The organism is Stenotrophomonas sp. RS-48 (genome assembly GCF_030053245.1).
GTDB classification, from domain to species: domain Bacteria; phylum Pseudomonadota; class Gammaproteobacteria; order Xanthomonadales; family Xanthomonadaceae; genus Stenotrophomonas; species Stenotrophomonas maltophilia_P.
This window is the reverse complement of sequence record NZ_JASGBV010000103.1, coordinates 1-14,581: the sequence shown is the minus strand read 5'-3', so window position 1 is coordinate 14,581 and position 14,581 is coordinate 1. Positions and strand designations below refer to the sequence as shown.

Genomic DNA, 14,581 nt, shown 5'->3' with positions numbered 1-14,581 from the left:
GCCTTCTGCTTGCACGGCATCGCGCCGGCGGGCGCTTACTTCCCGGGCGCGCCGAAATGGCCCAGCGGCGCGCCGGCCAGCAGATGCATGTGGATGTGGAACACGGTCTGCCCCGCATCCTCACGGCAGTTCATCACGATGCGGTAGCCCTGCTCGGCAAAGCCCTCGCGGCGCGCATAGTCGGCCGCCGCCAGGGCCAGCTTACCGATCAGGTGCGCCTGCGAAGGCTGCAGGTCGTCCAGGGTCGGAATGATTTCATTCTTCGGAATGAACAGCACGTGCACCGGCGCCTGCGGCGCGATGTCCTTGAAGCCCAGCACGTCCTCGTCTTCATAGACGATGGTGGCCGGAATCTCGCGACGGATGATCCTGCTGAAAAGGGTTTCGTTGCTCATGGTCGGCCTCGGCGGAAACGTCGCCTGCATTGTAGGCAACCCCGCCCTTCAAAGGGCCAGGCCGTCAATCGCGGAATTCGCTGCGGGTGCCGAACGCGTGCGACAGCGTGCCGCGATCCACGTATTCCAGTTCGCCCCCCAGCGGCAGCCCCTGCGCCAACCGGCTCGGCCGGATCTGGCGGGCCCGCGCCAGCTGCGCCAGATAATGCGCAGTGGCCTCTCCCTCGACGGTGGCGCTGGTGGCGATGATCAGCTCCTGCACTTCGCCTTCGCCAAGGCGCTGCTCCAGCTGCTCCAGGCCCAGGTCGCGCGGACCGATGCCGTCGAGCGGCGACAGACGCCCCTGCAGCACGAAGTAGACACCCCGGAAGCCGGTGGCATTCTCGATGGCAAGGCGGTCGGCGGGCGATTCCACCACGCACAGCTGGCTGCGCTCGCGGCTGCCGTTGGCGCAGGTCGGGCACAGTTCGGTTTCACTGAAATCGCGGCACTGCGCGCAGTGGCCGATGCGCTCTACGGCCAGCGCCAACACCTCGGCCAGGCGCTGGCCGCCGTCGCGTTCGCGTTCCAGCAGGTGGTAGGCCATGCGCTGCGCGGTCTTCTGGCCCACGCCAGGCAGCACCCGCAGCGCATCGATCAATTGTTCAAGCAGGGGTGCGGACACGGCAGCTTCTGGCCTTATGGGTGTGCGCGGCACCCGGCAAGGCGGGCACCGCGCCGACGATCAGAACGGCAGCTTCATGCCCGGCGGAAGCTGCATGCCGGCGGTAGCCGAGCCCATCTTCGACTTCGATTCGGCATCGATCTTGTTGGAGGCATCGTTGAACGCCGCGGCGATCAGGTCTTCCAGCATCTCCGGGTCACTGGCCAGCGACGGGTCGATGCGCACCTTGCGGCACTCCTTGGCACCGGTCAGCGTCACGCTGACCATGCCACCGCCGGCACTGCCGGTCACTTCGATCCTGGCGATTTCTTCCTGGGCCTTCTGCAGGTTCTCCTGCATCTTCTGGGCCTGCTGCATCAGTTGGGCGATGTTGCCGCGCATAGTGTCTTACTCGTCAAAAGAACGGATGGAATCGGAAACGACCCGGGCGCCGTGTTGCTGGATCAGCACCTGCACTTCCGGATCGTCCATGAAAACAGCCTCTGCCACCTGTTGCCGCTCGCCGCGCTGGCGATCGGCGCGCTGGTGCAGGGTCTCGGCCGGAACGTGTTCGGTTTCCACGGTCTCGACCACGATCTTCAGCGCGTGCCCCAAGGCCTTTTCCAGCATTTCGCCAAGAGCGGCCAGCGCGCGTTCCGAGCGCAGGTACTCAAATCCGGGCGAAAGCCCCAGTTTCAAGGTCCCCTGCCGGCAGGAGATGAAGGCGGCATTGGCCGCAAGCTGCCGTGAAGGCCCGCTCAGGCCGCTGTTGGCGACCAGGTCCAGCCAGTCTTCCGCTGTCGCCAGCTCGCCGATGTCAGCCCGCGCGCCCGTCTCCGCCGACGCGACGGGCGCAGGTGGAGCGATGACGATGCCCTCGGAACGGAACGGACGCTCGGGCGCGGCTGATGCAGCGACCGGAGGCGACGGCTCATGCCAGGGCGCGACCATGGCCGCGTCCGGCGTGGCGACATCCGCAGCCAGTGCCTGGTCGCGGGCCTCGGCCTCATCCGTGGCCCACGGCGGAAGATCATCGACGGCCACCGGCACCGGGATGCCGTCGGCCTTGACCGGCGGCGGCGACACCGGTTCTTCGACCGGAACCGGCTTCGGCTCAGGCGCCGGATCAGGTTCGGGTTCGGGCGCCGGCTCTGGCTCCGGGTCGGGTTCGCGTGGGGCGGCCTGCGCAGGCACGCGGGCCGGGATCGCGGCAGCGGCGGCCACCGGGGCCGTTTCCTGGCTGCCAGCACCCGCCCCACCACCGGGCATCGCCCCCCCGGCGGCACCGCCGGCGGCATCCACCGAACGCGGCACCGGCGGCACCGACGCTGCCGGGCGGAACGCCAGCATGCGCAGCACGGCCATTTCAAAGCCCGCGCGCGGGCTCGGCGCCAGCGACAGGTCGCGACGGCCGTTCAGGGCCATCTGATACCAGAGCTGCACCACCTCCGGACGCAGCCGCCCGGCGAATGCTGCCGCATCCAGGCCTTCAGCCGCAGCGGCAACACCCGGTACCAGCTGCTGCACCTGGATGCGATGCAGGCCTTCGGCCAAGGCCTCCAGCACGCCACTCCAGTCGGGCGAGAATTCCGCCAGTGCCGCCACCACCTGCAACAGGCGCGACCCGTCACCTTCGGCGAGGGCATCGAGCATCGCTGCCACCTGGGTGCGATCGACGGTCCCCAGCATGGTGCGCACCACATCGTCGCGCAGCGCACCACCGGCGTAGGCGATGGCCTGGTCCAGCAGCGACAGACCGTCGCGCAAACTGCCGTCGGCGGCCTTGGCCAGCTGCACGATGGCACTGCCGTCGGCTTCGATTTCCTCGGCCGCCAGGATGCGGGTCATCTGGCCCTGGATCTGGTCCTCATCCAGGCGCTTGAGGTTGAACTGCAGGCAGCGGCTGAGCACGGTGACCGGCAGCTTCTGCGGATCGGTGGTGGCCAGCAGGAACTTGACGTGCTCCGGCGGCTCTTCCAGCGTCTTCAGCAGCGCGTTGAACGCCGCCTTCGAGAGCATGTGCACTTCGTCGATCAGGTAGACCTTGTACTTGCCGCGCGAGGGCATGTACTGCGCGTTCTCGATCACCTCACGGACGTCATCCACGCCGGTGTTGGACGCGGCGTCGATCTCCAGCAGGTCGATGTAGCGACCGGCATCGATGTCCAGGCAGGCCGGGCACTGGCCGCACGGATCGGCACTGGTGCCCTGCTCGCAGTTCAGCGACTTGGCGAAGATGCGCGCGATGGTGGTCTTGCCCACACCGCGGGTACCGGTGAACAGGAACGCGTGGTGGACCCGGCCACTGTCCAGCGCATTGCTGAGCGCACGGACCACGTGTTCCTGGCCCACCAGCTCGGCAAAACGCTTCGGACGCCACTTGCGCGCAAGGACGAGATAGGACATCAGGCCACCGTCTTCCATCGGATGCTCCATTGTGCCACGCCTGTCCATCCCCCTCCGCCTGCGACGCGCCCTGAATGGGTGCTTGTGTCCTGCCGCGCCGCCCGCTAGAATCTGCGCCCCTGCTGAGGCGTTTGCCGATGGCAGGGATCCGGAGAGGTGTCCGAGTGGTTGAAGGAGCACGCCTGGAAAGTGTGTAAGCGTCTAAACCGCGCTTCGGGGGTTCGAATCCCCCTCTCTCCGCCAGATTCGACCAAGCCCCTGATTTTCAGGGGCTTTTTCGTTTTTCGGAGAGAAACGGCCTGGTACATGGATTGGTACATTCATGCGCCTGCCTCGCTACCTGCTCCACCGCCCCAGTGGCTACACCTTCCGCCTAGTCTTACCCAAGCATCTGCGCCGTCAGTTCGACGGGCGCGGAGAAATACGTCGCAGCCTGCGCACGCATGATCCACGCCTAGCACATGCGTGGTCCGGCGCATTGTTGCTCGCCTACCATGCGGCCATTGCTCGCGTGGAGAGGACCGGCATGGCATGGAAGAAAGAGGAACTTCACCACGCCAGTGCGCAAAAAGACGTTCGGGAAGTTGAAAAAAACCGGTGAAACGTTCGCGACATTGGTCAAGCCAGGCACCCGGCTGTACACCTTGGGCCGGAGCGACTGCGGAGGCTTCTACGATCACCTCATGGCCGGCGGCCTGGCGCGCAAGTCCGCGCAGTCTGTCCAGTCCTATCTCAAACGGTTGTTCACCTGGGCCACCGCAAGCGGCTACTACCCCGAGGACAAAGCCAACCCGGCAGCCGGCCATATCCGTCTGCCCCGAGCCGACAAGGCCAGCCGACGCGGCACCGGCTTTCAGGTTCAAGGCGGAACAACTGCGAGCGATGTTTGCGCCCGAGGCATTCGCGGCATTGCCCACGCTCAAAGACCGGTGGCTGGTCGTGCTGGCGCTTTACACCGGTGCCCGGTCAAACGAACTGGCGCGGTTGGAGTTAGCGGACGTGGGGCCAGACGAAAACGAAGGCGTGCCCGTTCTGGACATCAACGAACTGGCCGAGGACAAGAGCTCGAAAGCAGAAGCCAGTGTCAGGCTGGTGCCCATCCACCCGGATCTGTTGGTCATGGGCCTACTGGACCGGGTAGTGGCTAGAAAAGCGGCCGGTGAATCTCGGCTTTTTCCGGGCAACTTGCTGACCCAGAACGGCCCGGCCGCGTCTAGCCAAAAAGCCTTTCTGACGGCCCTGAAAGCATGGGGCATCGCCCCGCGCGGAAAGGGCCGCATGGGCCTCCACTCTTTCCGGGCCACCGCCATCCAGACGATGGCACGAAAAGGCGTTGCCCAAGGCTGGCGAGAACGGTTCGTGGGGCACGAAAGCAGCGAGGGTACCAGCACCCTGGACACCGACCACGCGGCCACCTACGGGGCTGGCGGCTCGGCGCTGAAAGCGACCGCCGCCGCCTGCCTGCCGGCACTGAACTGGGCGGCAGAGGGCGTCATCGACCTGGACGGCCTGCGGCCGTTGCTGGCAGTTGGAGCGGCCCCGGAGCAAGCAACGAGCGGACGCCGTAAGCAGCCGAGAGCGACGGCCTGACAGGTCGCACGCACGGTCTGCGTGCCGGCTCGCGCTATTTGACTTGGTCAGCTATTGCTTGCCCGGGTTCTGCGCCCATCCTGGCCGGATGGCACTTCTCTCTACCTGATCGTTCCGCACATTGTCGGCACTGGCCGACAATGTGGCCTCTCGAAGTCCTGACGCGCAGCGGCAGGACGTAGGGAGGCGGCCCGGCCCCTGGGCTGCGTCCAGCAGCGCAGGGGAAAGCGAGAGCGACCCGGGCCACGGACTGCGCCCAGCGCAGTCCGCCGGGCCTCAGGCGGGAGCCTAGGGCCAGTCGTCGGGCTGACGCCCGACGACGCGGGACGGCTTCGCCGTCCCGGTGGGTTTTGGCCCGCCGTCCAGGAAACCACGCCATGAACGACACGACACAACACGAACTCGACACGCTCGCGCAACGCATTGCCGCCATCCTCAGCGAGCGAAGCGAAACGCCCACGGAGGTTTACCACTTCCACCACGCGGGGGCGTCCATGTTCTGCCTCGGCAGGTTCGGTGCGTCGCCCATCCTCCGGGCCACGTCGCCCACGGAACTTTTCGCCCAGGGCGCGGGGTTCCTTGAAGGCCTGCGGTACCAATAACACGACGGGGGCGGATATCCGCCCCCGTCGTTTCTCACCTAGTAGCGCCGAAAACGGACCAGAACAGCCGCCGCACTAGGCCCATCAGTTCAACCGGCACTCGTCCTGCGGCTCGGCAAACCCGTCGCCCAGCGCAGCATGTCGCCCAGGATTGGGAAGATGTCATTGTGCTTGGCGCCGAAACGCATGAAATCACCCTGCTTAGAGCCGATATCCCGGTTCACCCCCGAAACCTCTTCGGGAAGGTAGTCGGACAGGCCAGCCAACCCGCCGTCCAGCCGCTCACCCGGACTCAATCCGTAGAAGTTCCACATCGGGTTTTCGTGGGAGAAGTCCACAGACGGAAGCCGCTCCAAGAACTGCTGGAACAGTTCCTCAGCTTCGGCCGGCTTGCGGTTGCTGAAGTTCAAGTCGTAAGCGATCTTCGCCATCGCCTTCAAGACTACCGGCTGTGCCGCAACAGTCTTTTCCTTTGCCTGGTGGCTTCCGAAATCAGGGATTTCGATGATCCTGCTCCACAGGTCAAGCACCGCCTGCTCACGCGGCTCAATGACCGCCGGAGTGGCACCGCTGACATTGCCCTTGTTCAAGAATGCGATGGCATTGATGGCAACGGAGTCTTTCAGCAGGATTGCGCCGGAGTCCTGGGACCAGTCCTTTGGCTCACTGTCAGTGAGCGCAACGCCCAGTTCGCCGGACAGCTTGTGCTTGATAAACAGCGTGATGGGGTTCGAGCCATCGAACTGGAAGGCAAGCGAGGAGTCCACCTTCTTGCCGAGGCGGTTGAGGTCATGGAAGAGCTGCCGCTCTTGCTCGATGTCAAGCCCGAGATGGACTTCAACCGTCAGCGTGGCGAACTGCCTCGCTGCCTCATAGGCCTCATTCCAGACAAGCATTTCTGCCTCGGAAACAGGCTTGCCTTTCTCGGTGAACAGAACCGCCCCCTTGCCCGGGTACTTGCCCGACTGACGAACCTGCTCCAAGAAGGTCATCGCCATATCCGCTGCGTGGCGGCGGTGCTGCCCGTCCACGACCCAGAGGGTATGCCGCTCGGACAGGAACACCTTGAACGCGGCCGTCTCGCCCGTCGGCGTTTCCAGGCGAAGACCTCGGATACCTCCCGCACCGTTGCCACCCGGGGGAACGTTGCGGATGTTGCAAACGAGTGGTTGCAATGAGAAGTAGGGCTGCTCACCCAGGATACGGATGAGCGTATCAAACGTCTCCGGCACAGGCTTACCCGCAGCGACGCGCCGCATCTTCGCCGCGGAAATGAGTCCCTTGACCATGTAGATGGCCAACTTCTTAGCATGGCCCTCATCGAGTTGCCGCTGGGCAACCGGGCCAGCTTCGCGGTCATTTGCCACGTCAGAGATGTCGGCAAACTTCCGGAAGGGTACGGACATCGTGAAAACGCGATGGCCGAGGTTGTGGCCGATGAAGACGTTGAACGGGGTCTCGTTCACATCTCCCGCGTCCGCCAAGCTATCGAGGGAGTCGAGTCCCTGCGGCACGCCGGCGCCGACGATGGGGGTAGGCATCTCACCAATTTTCGGGTACATATGTATAACTCCTGCAAGTAGTTGATTTGATTGCTACTGCTGCGCTGGCGGGCCTCGATTTCTCAGGTCAGTTACCCCTGGCGCACAGGAATAATGTCCCTGGTGAATTATTCTGTCAACAGAATTTTCACCGGGGGCGTATCTATTTTATGCCTGGGACATAGGCTGTTGAACGCAGAGGCATTCCTGCCTGCTGGGAGGTGGCCCAACGCGTGCCGGCGCTATGCGCCGTGTCGTACGCCGCGACTGCTACCATGCGCGCTGACGTTGATACACTCGATGGTACAAACTCTCACCGGGTTGTTTCTCTTCGAAAATCAATGTCTTATGGCTGTGGTAGGGGCATCCCCCTCTCTCCGCCAGATGAATAAAAAAGCCGCCCATCGGGCGGCTTTTTTATTTGGTGGGCAGTCGGTTGTCCAGGAAACTGCGCCCCATCTCAGCTGCTGGACAGCTTCATCAGCACCAGCCCGGACACGATCAACACCGCCGCGCCGATCCGCATCGGGCTGACCTGTTCACCCAGGAACACGATGCCGACCACGAAGGCACCGACCGCGCCGATGCCTGTCCAGATCGTGTAAGCCGTTCCCAGCGGCAAGCTGCGCATGGCCACGGCCAGCAGCCAGAAACTGGCGATCATGCCGGCGAGAGTGACCAGGGTGGGAGTGAGCCTGGTGAAGCCTTCCGATTGCTTCATCGACACGGCCCAGACGATTTCCAGCAGGCCAGCGAACAACAGATAGATCCAGGCCATGACGGCCCTCCTCTTGGCAGGGCCAGGCCGTCCTGGTCATTGATTCCCGATGCGGGGGAGGTCGTTCCTCCTGGCCCGGGATTCTAGCAACGCCCGCGCCGCCCGGCCGCGAATACGCGCCGCGGGTTACAGCAGATTCAGCGCATGGCGCTGGCGTCGATACGCATGCCTGCGCTAGAATGCGCGCCTGCCATCGGCCAGCCGATGTGCAGTCCGGCTGTGGTCTCCGGCGCACCCTGCGCTGCTTCCCCTGATCCGTGAACAGGCCGCCTCCGGGCGGCCAACGTCTCTATGGTGGCCCCGTCGGCCCCTCGCGACGCTAGGTCGAAAACCCCGCCAGGGCCGGAAGGCAGCAACGGTATCGATCGACGCGGGCGCCGAGGTCAGCCGGCGGGGCCATCGCCTTTCTGGCAGTGCCGCGCTCTGGTAAGAGGTCAACCCTGGTTGAACCCCTCGCCGGGCGTGGCCCGGCGCTACCGTGCTTCGGGCGTCCCTTGATGGAATACCACCCGCCATCCCTGCCCATGCCTGCGCCACAACGAACTGCGCAGCACCCAGCGCTGCGGCTGGCCATCCAGGTGGTAGCGGCTGCGATAACGCACCTGGGCCAGGTCTGGTGCCAGCAACGAGACCGCGTACTGCTCCGATTCGATCTGCACCTGCGCCCGCTCCAGCGGAATCTCCGCCAGCGCAGCCGCACGGCCATAGCACTGGCCGGAGCTGCCGATCTCGCTGAAATCCTCATCCAGCAGTTCCGACAGCCGCGCGCGATCACCGCGCACCTGCGGGGTGTGCAGCGCGCGTTCCAGATGTTCCAGCTCGGCCGCCAGCGCCGCGTCGGCAGGCTGGCCAGAGGTATTCACGGCGGATCCTGCGCCAGCACGTGCGGCGCGGTCGGGGTCGCCAGCGGCACGCACTGGCCCGGCTGTGCCACGCGGTGTCCGCGCGCGGCCAGCGCAGCACCATCGGCCACGCTGGCGTAGTGGTACAGCATCATCCGCGCCTGCAGCTCAGCGCTGTACTCGCGCTCCAGATCATCGACCCCGGTATGCGATGGATTGCCGTGCAGGCCGCAGTCGTGGGCGATCAGCTCGTTGTCACTGGCGTACCGCGCCAGCATCTCCGGGATCGGCCGGGTATCACCGCTCCAGGTCAGCGCGCCCTGCAGGCGCAGCCCATAGGCGGTCTCCGGCCAGTGGTGGCGTGCCGGGAATACTTCCAGGCGCACGCCTTCATGCCAGAACGCGTCGCCGACCACGACCAACTGGAACGCATCCCAGAAATTGGCACCGCCCTCGGCCAGCACATTGGGGTAATCGCCGATGCGCCTGTGCAGCAGCGGCACCACGGTGGCCGGCACATACAGGCGCACCTTCCCACGCCGCTGCGCGTTGAAGTAGGTATCCACGAACAGCCGCTCGAAACCGGCCACATGGTCCAGGTGGACATGCGTGATGAACAGCGCCTGCGGCATGTGGCCGTAGTGCGCCTTGAAGGCGGTCAGGCCTTCCCCGCCACAGTCGATCGTCAACCACGGCCGACCTTCGCGCTCGATCACCGACATCGGTGATCCCAACTCGACCGCCGACGCATTGCCGACGCCGAGGAAACGCAACGACCAGTCCATCAGGTGCCCCGGTTCCAGGCCATGTCATAGGCGCGGCGCAGCCGCGCGTAGTCCTTCTGCACGTCCTCTACGCTGCGCTCGCCGCGCAGCTTGATCAACGAGCGCAGCAGGCGCTTGAGGTTGCGCTCCCGCCAGGCGGTGGCCGGAATGCGGATGACGCCACGATCGAAGTCGATCAGCCAGCCATGGCCGTTGCTGTCGAACAGGATGTTGTGCGCGTTGAGGTCGGCATGGTCCAGGCCGGCACGGTGGAAGCGGGCGATCAGCCGACCGGTCTCTTCCCACGGCGCGCCACGTCCGGCAACCAGCGCGCGGTCGGCCAGCGAACGCACCCCTTCGATCCGTTCCATCAGGATCGCCGCCCGGTAGCGCATGCCCTGCCGCATGTAGAAAGCCGCCACCGGCCGGGGAACCGGCAGCTTCAGCGCGCGCAGGGCCCGCATCAGCCGGAACTCGGCAAAACTGCGGGTCCGGTCGGCGCCCCGCCACAGGTACTGGTCGTGGCTGATCCTGGCCACCAGGCCACCGCGCAGGTAGTGGCGCAGCACGCTGGGGCCGAACGGCGCGTCGACAAACCAGGCGCTGCCACGCCCCCCCTCGCCCACCGGCCGGGCCCGGCTGCCCCAGTGCTGGGGAGAGAACAGGCCGATGTCGGCTTGCCGCAGGCGCTCGCGGTCGAACAGAATGGCCCCGATGCCGCGACCCTCGCGGCATGGCGTCAGCGCTTCATTGGCGTCGAATGCGACCATTTCTTTGAGTCTAACAACACATGGCATCAGCGTCCTCATCCTTGTGCCTTCTGCGCCTGTCCGCACTTGGCGATGTCACCCACGTGGTGCCCCTGGTGCGTACGCTGCAGGCCGCACGCCCGGACACGCCGATCCACTGGATCATCGACAAGGCCGGGCAGAAGTTGCTCGAGGGTCTGCCGGGCGTGACCTTCCATGCCTACGACAAGAAGAGCGGCATGGCCGGCGTCAAGGAGCTGCGCAAGCAGCTGCCACCGGGGCGCTTCGAGGCGCTGCTGCAGATGCAGGTGGCCTTCCGCGCGAACCTGCTGTCGGCGTTCATCCCGGCCGAACGCCGCATCGGATACGACCGCAGCCGCTCGAAGGACCTGCATGGGTTGTTCATCAACGAACGCATTCCGGACCGCCCCGGCATCCACGTGCTGGATGCGATCGGCAGCTTCTGCGAGCCGCTGGGCCTGCACCAGACCGACGTGAGCTGGGACCTGGCCGTGCCGCAGTCGGCCTTCGAGTGGGCCGCGGCGCAGTGGCAGGATGATGGCCGGCCGGTACTGATGATTTCGCCCTGCTCCAGCCACGTCCGCCGCAACTGGTACGCCGACCGCTACGCGGCCGTCGCCAACCATGCCACGCAGCGCGGCTGGCAGGTGGTGCTGTGCGGTGGCCGCAGTGAACTGGAACGCAGCATGGCCGACGCGATCCAGGCCCAGCTGCACACGCCGGCGCTGGACCTGGTCGGCAAGGACACGCTCAAGCAGCTACCTGCGCTGCTGGCACGCGCCAATCTGGTGATGACACCCGATTCGGGACCGATGCATATCGCCAATGCCATGGGAGCGAAGGTGCTGGGCCTGCACGCGGCCAGCAACCCGCACCGCAGCGGCCCGTATTCGGATCGCCGCTATTGCGTGGACCGCTATGACGACGCCGCACGCAAGTATCTCGGCAAGCAGGCCGCCGACCTCAAGTGGGGCACCAAGATCGAGTTCGATGATGTGATGGAACTGATCACGGTCGAGGACGGCATCGCCGCCTTCGAACGTTACGTGACCGACCACCTCACCTGAGTCGATGGATCATCGGTAGCGCCGGGCCACGCCCGGCGGATCCATCTCACCCGCGCTGTGCGTAATCCTGGTACGACTTCTCTTCCACGTAGGCAGAGCCCAGTGCCAGGTTGATCGCCTTCTTGATGCGAGCGCGCTCGTCGTTGCGCAGATACACACTGCGCGCAAGGTCGATGAAGCCCTGGTCGAACGCCTGCGCCTTCTCCTTCAGGCGGATGTCGTCCTCGATGTCCCACAGCTGCTCGTTGACAGCCTTGAGTTCACCACGCAGCTTGGCGATGTCCTTGACCGCGGCCGGGTGCGCCATCCAGGTCTGCTCCAGCGCCGACAGCTCCTTGCGCACGTTGGCCAGCTTGCCCTCGTCGCTGATCCGCTCGGACTTGATCTGCAGGATCGAAATCTTGTCGAGCAGTTCGCCAAAGGACACGGGAACGAGGATTTCAGCAGTCATGGGGGAGCTCCAGCAGGTGATGCGTACATGTTAACCCGCAGCACCCCGAGGGGAGATCCATTGCCGCCCCGCAACGCGCGCGGCCAGCCGGACAACGAAAAAAGCCGCCCGGGGGGCGGCTTTCTTCTTCATCTGGCGGAGAGGGGGGGATTCGAACCCCCGAGGCGCTATAAACGCCTGCCTGATTTCGAGTCAGGTACATTCAACCACTCTGCCACCTCTCCGGGTGGCCCCGGCGAACCGGGGACGCGCATCATACGAGGAAGTGAGGCTGCCGACAAGTCTCCTGGGGCCAGCAGCGCAATTTTCCTGCCGCCATGCCTTGCCGGATGCCGGTCACGCCGTGATGATGCCCTCTCCCCCGCGCTACTCCGCCCCGCACACCATGATCGAATTCGGACATCTCACCCATCCCGGCCTGCGCCGCGAGCTCAACGAGGACACCTATTACGGTGACAGCGAGCTGGGCGTGTGGCTGGTGGCCGATGGCATGGGCGGGCACGCCTGCGGCGAGGTCGCCAGCGCGCTGGCGCGCGAAGCCATCGTCCGCGAGATCCGCCGCGGCGCGTCGCTGGAGCAGGCCATCCGCACGGCCGACGAAGAGATCATCCGCGCTTCGCGGCGACGCAACGATACGCTGCCGATGGGCACCACCGTGGTCGCCGCGCGCGTGCAGGGCAATCGCTACGAAGTGGCCTGGGTCGGTGACAGCCGGGCCTACCTGTGGCGCGACGGCCAGCTGGCCCAGCTCAGCCAGGATCACAGCGTGGTGCAGGAACTGGTCACGCAGGGCAACCTGACCGCGGAGCAGGCGCGCGCGCATCCGCACCGCAATGTGGTCACCCAGGCGCTGGGTGTAACCGATCCGGCGCACCTGAACGTGGCCACCACCCGTGGCGAACTTCGTCCCGGCATGCAGCTGCTGCTGTGCAGCGATGGCCTGACCGAGGAGGTCGATGATCGTGGCATCGCCCGCACGCTGGCCTTCGACGACGCCAGCGCACAGGAATGCGTGGATACGCTCGTCGCCGCCGCGCTTGATGGCGGCGGCCGCGACAACATCAGCGTGATCCTGGTCCGCTGCCACTGAGCCAGCGGACCGCACGCGCACCCTGCGCCGAGGGTCTACGCGCTGGCGGGCTCTTCCACCTTCGGGCCGTCCCACAGCGCATGACCGGCCTTCTTGCGCAGGCGTTCCAGTCGCGCGGCGTGCGCTTCACGTTCCGATGCGGTGGCGACCACGCGCGGACGCGGCAGCAGCTTGGCAGCATCGAACGCCTGCAGCACCGCGCCACCCGCGCCGGCCTCGTCCTCGCCCAGACCGAAGCCGATCTCTTCCTGCCCTGACGTCAGCGCGATGTAGACATCGCCCAGGATCTGCGCATCGAGCAGGCCGCCGTGCAGTGCACGGTGCGAATTGTCCACGCCCAGCCGCTTGCACAGCGCATCCAGCGAGTTGCGCTGGCCCGGGAAACGCTCGCGCGCCATCGCCAGGGTGTCGATCACGGTGCAGCGATCGGTGATCTTCCCGTACTGCGGCCCCAGCAGGGACAGCTCGTTGTCGAGGAAGCCCAGGTCGAATGCCGCGTTGTGGATGATCAGCTCAGCACCGTCGATGAACGCCAGGAACTCATCGGCGATCTGCGCGAACTCGGGCTTGTCGGCCAGGAAGTCCAGGGTCAGGCCGGTGACTTCCTGCGCGCCCTGTTCGAACTCACAGTCCGGCTTGATGTACTGGTGATAGTTGTTGCCGGTGGGGCGACGCTTGAACAGCTCCACGCAGCCGATTTCGACGATGCGGTTGCCCTTCTTCCACTCCAGGCCGGTGGTTTCGGTATCGAGAATGATCTGACGCATGGGCTCAGTTTACCGGGCTGGCATCGCGGATCTGGATGGCGGCATTGCGCGCCAGCGTATCGACGCGTTCATTGTCCGGATCGCCGGAATGCCCCTTCACCCAGCGCCAGTCGATCTGGTGCCGCAGCGTGGCCGCATGCAGCCGCTCCCACAGCTCGCGGTTCTTCACCGGATCACCGCCGGCGGTCTTCCAGTTCTTGCGGATCCAGCCCGGCATCCATTGGGTCAGGCCCTGCCGCACATACTGGGAGTCGGTGAACAGCACGATGTTGCAGGGCTCGGTCAGCGCCTCCAGGCCGGAAATGGCCGCCATCAGTTCCATCCGGTTGTTGGTGGTATGCGCTTCGCCGCCGCTCAGTTCACGCTCGTGGTCCTTGTAGCGCAGCAGCGCGGCCCAGCCGCCGGGACCGGGATTGCCGAGGCAGGATCCGTCGGTATGGATTTCGATGGTTTTCAATACAGCTCCAGAATCAGGTAGCAACGGTGCCATGCCAGCGCACCGGCAGCGGTGTCGGCCCGGGCAGGGCCAACGTACGTTTTTCGGCATGGAACAGGCAGGCCGCGCGCAGCGGGGCCCAACCCCCGCGGCCACGACTGCCGGCGCCCTGCCAGAGCGGGCCCAGGTAGCGCATGTCGTCGCAGTCCAGCCCGTGACGACCCAGCAGCTGGCGGATCCGCTGCGGCGTACGCACCGTCAGGCCATGCTGGCGCCAGTGGGTGCGGAACGGACTGAACGGATTAAGGCTGCTCAACCACAGATGGCCGCCGGGCATCAGCACCCGCTCGCACTCGTCAAGCAGCTGGTCGGCATCAGCGGCCGTCACGTGCTGCAGCACGATGGCATTGACGCTTTCGGTGGCCAGCGGCAGCGGCAG

18 protein-coding genes, 2 tRNA genes and 1 other RNA gene are annotated in these 14,581 nt (G+C 65.6%); 7 read left to right on the top strand and 14 right to left on the bottom strand.

Translation table 11 applies throughout. The features are described from left to right. Positions 1–35: 35 nt before the first annotated feature. The 4 genes from QMZ25_RS17140 to dnaX all read right to left on the bottom strand — a co-directional run bounded on the left by QMZ25_RS17140 (position 36) and on the right by dnaX (position 3,462). On the bottom strand, positions 36–395 hold the full coding sequence (locus QMZ25_RS17140) for a histidine triad nucleotide-binding protein (protein WP_053519079.1): 360 nt from the start codon (positions 393–395) through the stop codon (positions 36–38). Between the two features lie 64 nt (positions 396–459). Further along, positions 460–1,059 (bottom strand): recombination mediator RecR, encoded by a 600-nt coding sequence (gene recR, locus QMZ25_RS17135; protein ID WP_262100163.1) that lies wholly within the window; start codon positions 1,057–1,059, stop codon positions 460–462. 60 nt (positions 1,060–1,119) lie between these two features. Further along, on the bottom strand, positions 1,120–1,440 hold the full coding sequence (locus tag QMZ25_RS17130) for a YbaB/EbfC family nucleoid-associated protein (protein WP_010483846.1): 321 nt from the start codon (positions 1,438–1,440) through the stop codon (positions 1,120–1,122). A gap of 6 nt (positions 1,441–1,446) precedes the next feature. Further along, complete coding sequence (gene dnaX, locus QMZ25_RS17125; protein ID WP_053519075.1) at positions 1,447–3,462, bottom strand: DNA polymerase III subunit gamma/tau; 2,016 nt, start codon at positions 3,460–3,462, stop codon at positions 1,447–1,449. Positions 3,463–3,594: 132 nt separating this feature from the next. On the opposite strand from dnaX, the gene QMZ25_RS17120 reads away from it, so the two are divergent. The 4 genes from QMZ25_RS17120 (at position 3,595) to QMZ25_RS17105 (ending at position 5,636) form a co-directional block, all read left to right on the top strand. After that, a tRNA-Ser gene (locus tag QMZ25_RS17120) sits at positions 3,595–3,687 on the top strand. 79 nt (positions 3,688–3,766) lie between these two features. Beyond that, a complete protein-coding gene (locus tag QMZ25_RS17115) occupies positions 3,767–4,045 on the top strand; it encodes a DUF6538 domain-containing protein (RefSeq protein WP_155760204.1) in 279 nt (92 codons plus the stop codon). A gap of 281 nt (positions 4,046–4,326) precedes the next feature. Continuing rightward, on the top strand, positions 4,327–5,034 hold the full coding sequence (locus QMZ25_RS17110) for a tyrosine-type recombinase/integrase (protein ID WP_283220013.1): 708 nt from the start codon (positions 4,327–4,329) through the stop codon (positions 5,032–5,034). Between the two features lie 377 nt (positions 5,035–5,411). Further along, positions 5,412–5,636 carry a hypothetical protein gene (locus QMZ25_RS17105; RefSeq protein ID WP_065175950.1) on the top strand — a complete coding sequence of 75 codons (225 nt, stop codon included), beginning with the start codon at positions 5,412–5,414 and terminating at the stop codon, positions 5,634–5,636. 89 nt (positions 5,637–5,725) lie between these two features. Here QMZ25_RS17105 and QMZ25_RS17100 read toward each other — a convergent pair whose 3' ends face one another. Both QMZ25_RS17100 and sugE read right to left on the bottom strand, forming a co-directional pair. After that, on the bottom strand, positions 5,726–7,198 hold the full coding sequence (locus QMZ25_RS17100) for a DNA sulfur modification protein DndB (protein ID WP_081279790.1): 1,473 nt from the start codon (positions 7,196–7,198) through the stop codon (positions 5,726–5,728). A gap of 439 nt (positions 7,199–7,637) precedes the next feature. After that, positions 7,638–7,955 (bottom strand): quaternary ammonium compound efflux SMR transporter SugE, encoded by a 318-nt coding sequence (gene sugE / locus QMZ25_RS17095; protein WP_053519073.1) that lies wholly within the window; start codon positions 7,953–7,955, stop codon positions 7,638–7,640. 300 nt (positions 7,956–8,255) lie between these two features. On the opposite strand from sugE, the gene ffs reads away from it, so the two are divergent. Beyond that, positions 8,256–8,352: signal recognition particle sRNA small type (gene ffs / locus QMZ25_RS17090), an RNA gene on the top strand. 76 nt (positions 8,353–8,428) lie between these two features. Here the strand turns inward: ffs and QMZ25_RS17085 are convergent. From QMZ25_RS17085 to QMZ25_RS17075, 3 genes are read right to left on the bottom strand one after another with little or no spacing between them, the layout of a single operon-like run. Next, complete coding sequence (locus QMZ25_RS17085; protein ID WP_053519070.1) at positions 8,429–8,818, bottom strand: nuclear transport factor 2 family protein; 390 nt, start codon at positions 8,816–8,818, stop codon at positions 8,429–8,431. Beyond that, the gene (locus QMZ25_RS17080; protein WP_065175949.1) at positions 8,815–9,582 is read right to left on the bottom strand and encodes an MBL fold metallo-hydrolase; all 768 of its coding nucleotides are present in this window, start codon (positions 9,580–9,582) and stop codon (positions 8,815–8,817) included. The genes QMZ25_RS17085 and QMZ25_RS17080 overlap by 4 nt, the downstream gene beginning before the upstream one ends. Further along, complete coding sequence (locus QMZ25_RS17075; RefSeq protein ID WP_053519066.1) at positions 9,582–10,331, bottom strand: 3-deoxy-D-manno-octulosonic acid kinase; 750 nt, start codon at positions 10,329–10,331, stop codon at positions 9,582–9,584. The genes QMZ25_RS17080 and QMZ25_RS17075 overlap by 1 nt, the downstream gene beginning before the upstream one ends. Positions 10,332–10,351: 20 nt before the next feature. Here QMZ25_RS17075 and QMZ25_RS17070 point away from each other — a divergent pair, with 20 nt between their 5' ends. Then, complete coding sequence (locus tag QMZ25_RS17070) at positions 10,352–11,398, top strand: glycosyltransferase family 9 protein (RefSeq protein WP_111187162.1); 1,047 nt, start codon at positions 10,352–10,354, stop codon at positions 11,396–11,398. Between the two features lie 46 nt (positions 11,399–11,444). Here QMZ25_RS17070 and QMZ25_RS17065 read toward each other — a convergent pair whose 3' ends face one another. Together QMZ25_RS17065 and QMZ25_RS17060 are read right to left on the bottom strand one after the other, a co-directional pair. After that, positions 11,445–11,849, bottom strand: coding sequence for a DUF6165 family protein (locus tag QMZ25_RS17065; RefSeq protein ID WP_053519062.1), 405 nt, complete (start codon positions 11,847–11,849; stop codon positions 11,445–11,447). 133 nt (positions 11,850–11,982) lie between these two features. Beyond that, positions 11,983–12,073 (bottom strand) — tRNA-Ser (locus QMZ25_RS17060). A gap of 161 nt (positions 12,074–12,234) precedes the next feature. On the opposite strand from QMZ25_RS17060, the gene QMZ25_RS17055 reads away from it, so the two are divergent. Continuing rightward, positions 12,235–12,939: a protein phosphatase 2C domain-containing protein gene (locus QMZ25_RS17055; RefSeq protein WP_053519060.1), complete on the top strand. Its 705-nt coding sequence runs from the start codon at positions 12,235–12,237 to the stop codon at positions 12,937–12,939. Positions 12,940–12,974: 35 nt separating this feature from the next. Here the strand turns inward: QMZ25_RS17055 and dnaQ are convergent, their stop codons facing one another. The 3 genes from dnaQ to QMZ25_RS17040 form a co-directional block, all read right to left on the bottom strand. Continuing rightward, entirely contained in the window at positions 12,975–13,706 is a 732-nt protein-coding gene (gene dnaQ, locus QMZ25_RS17050; protein ID WP_053519058.1) for a DNA polymerase III subunit epsilon, read from the bottom strand. A gap of 4 nt (positions 13,707–13,710) precedes the next feature. Next, positions 13,711–14,163, bottom strand: coding sequence for a ribonuclease HI (gene rnhA, locus QMZ25_RS17045; RefSeq protein WP_053519056.1), 453 nt, complete (start codon positions 14,161–14,163; stop codon positions 13,711–13,713). A gap of 13 nt (positions 14,164–14,176) precedes the next feature. After that, positions 14,177–14,581: methyltransferase domain-containing protein (locus QMZ25_RS17040; protein ID WP_283220012.1), on the bottom strand; the 405-nt coding region annotated here is incomplete at its 5' end.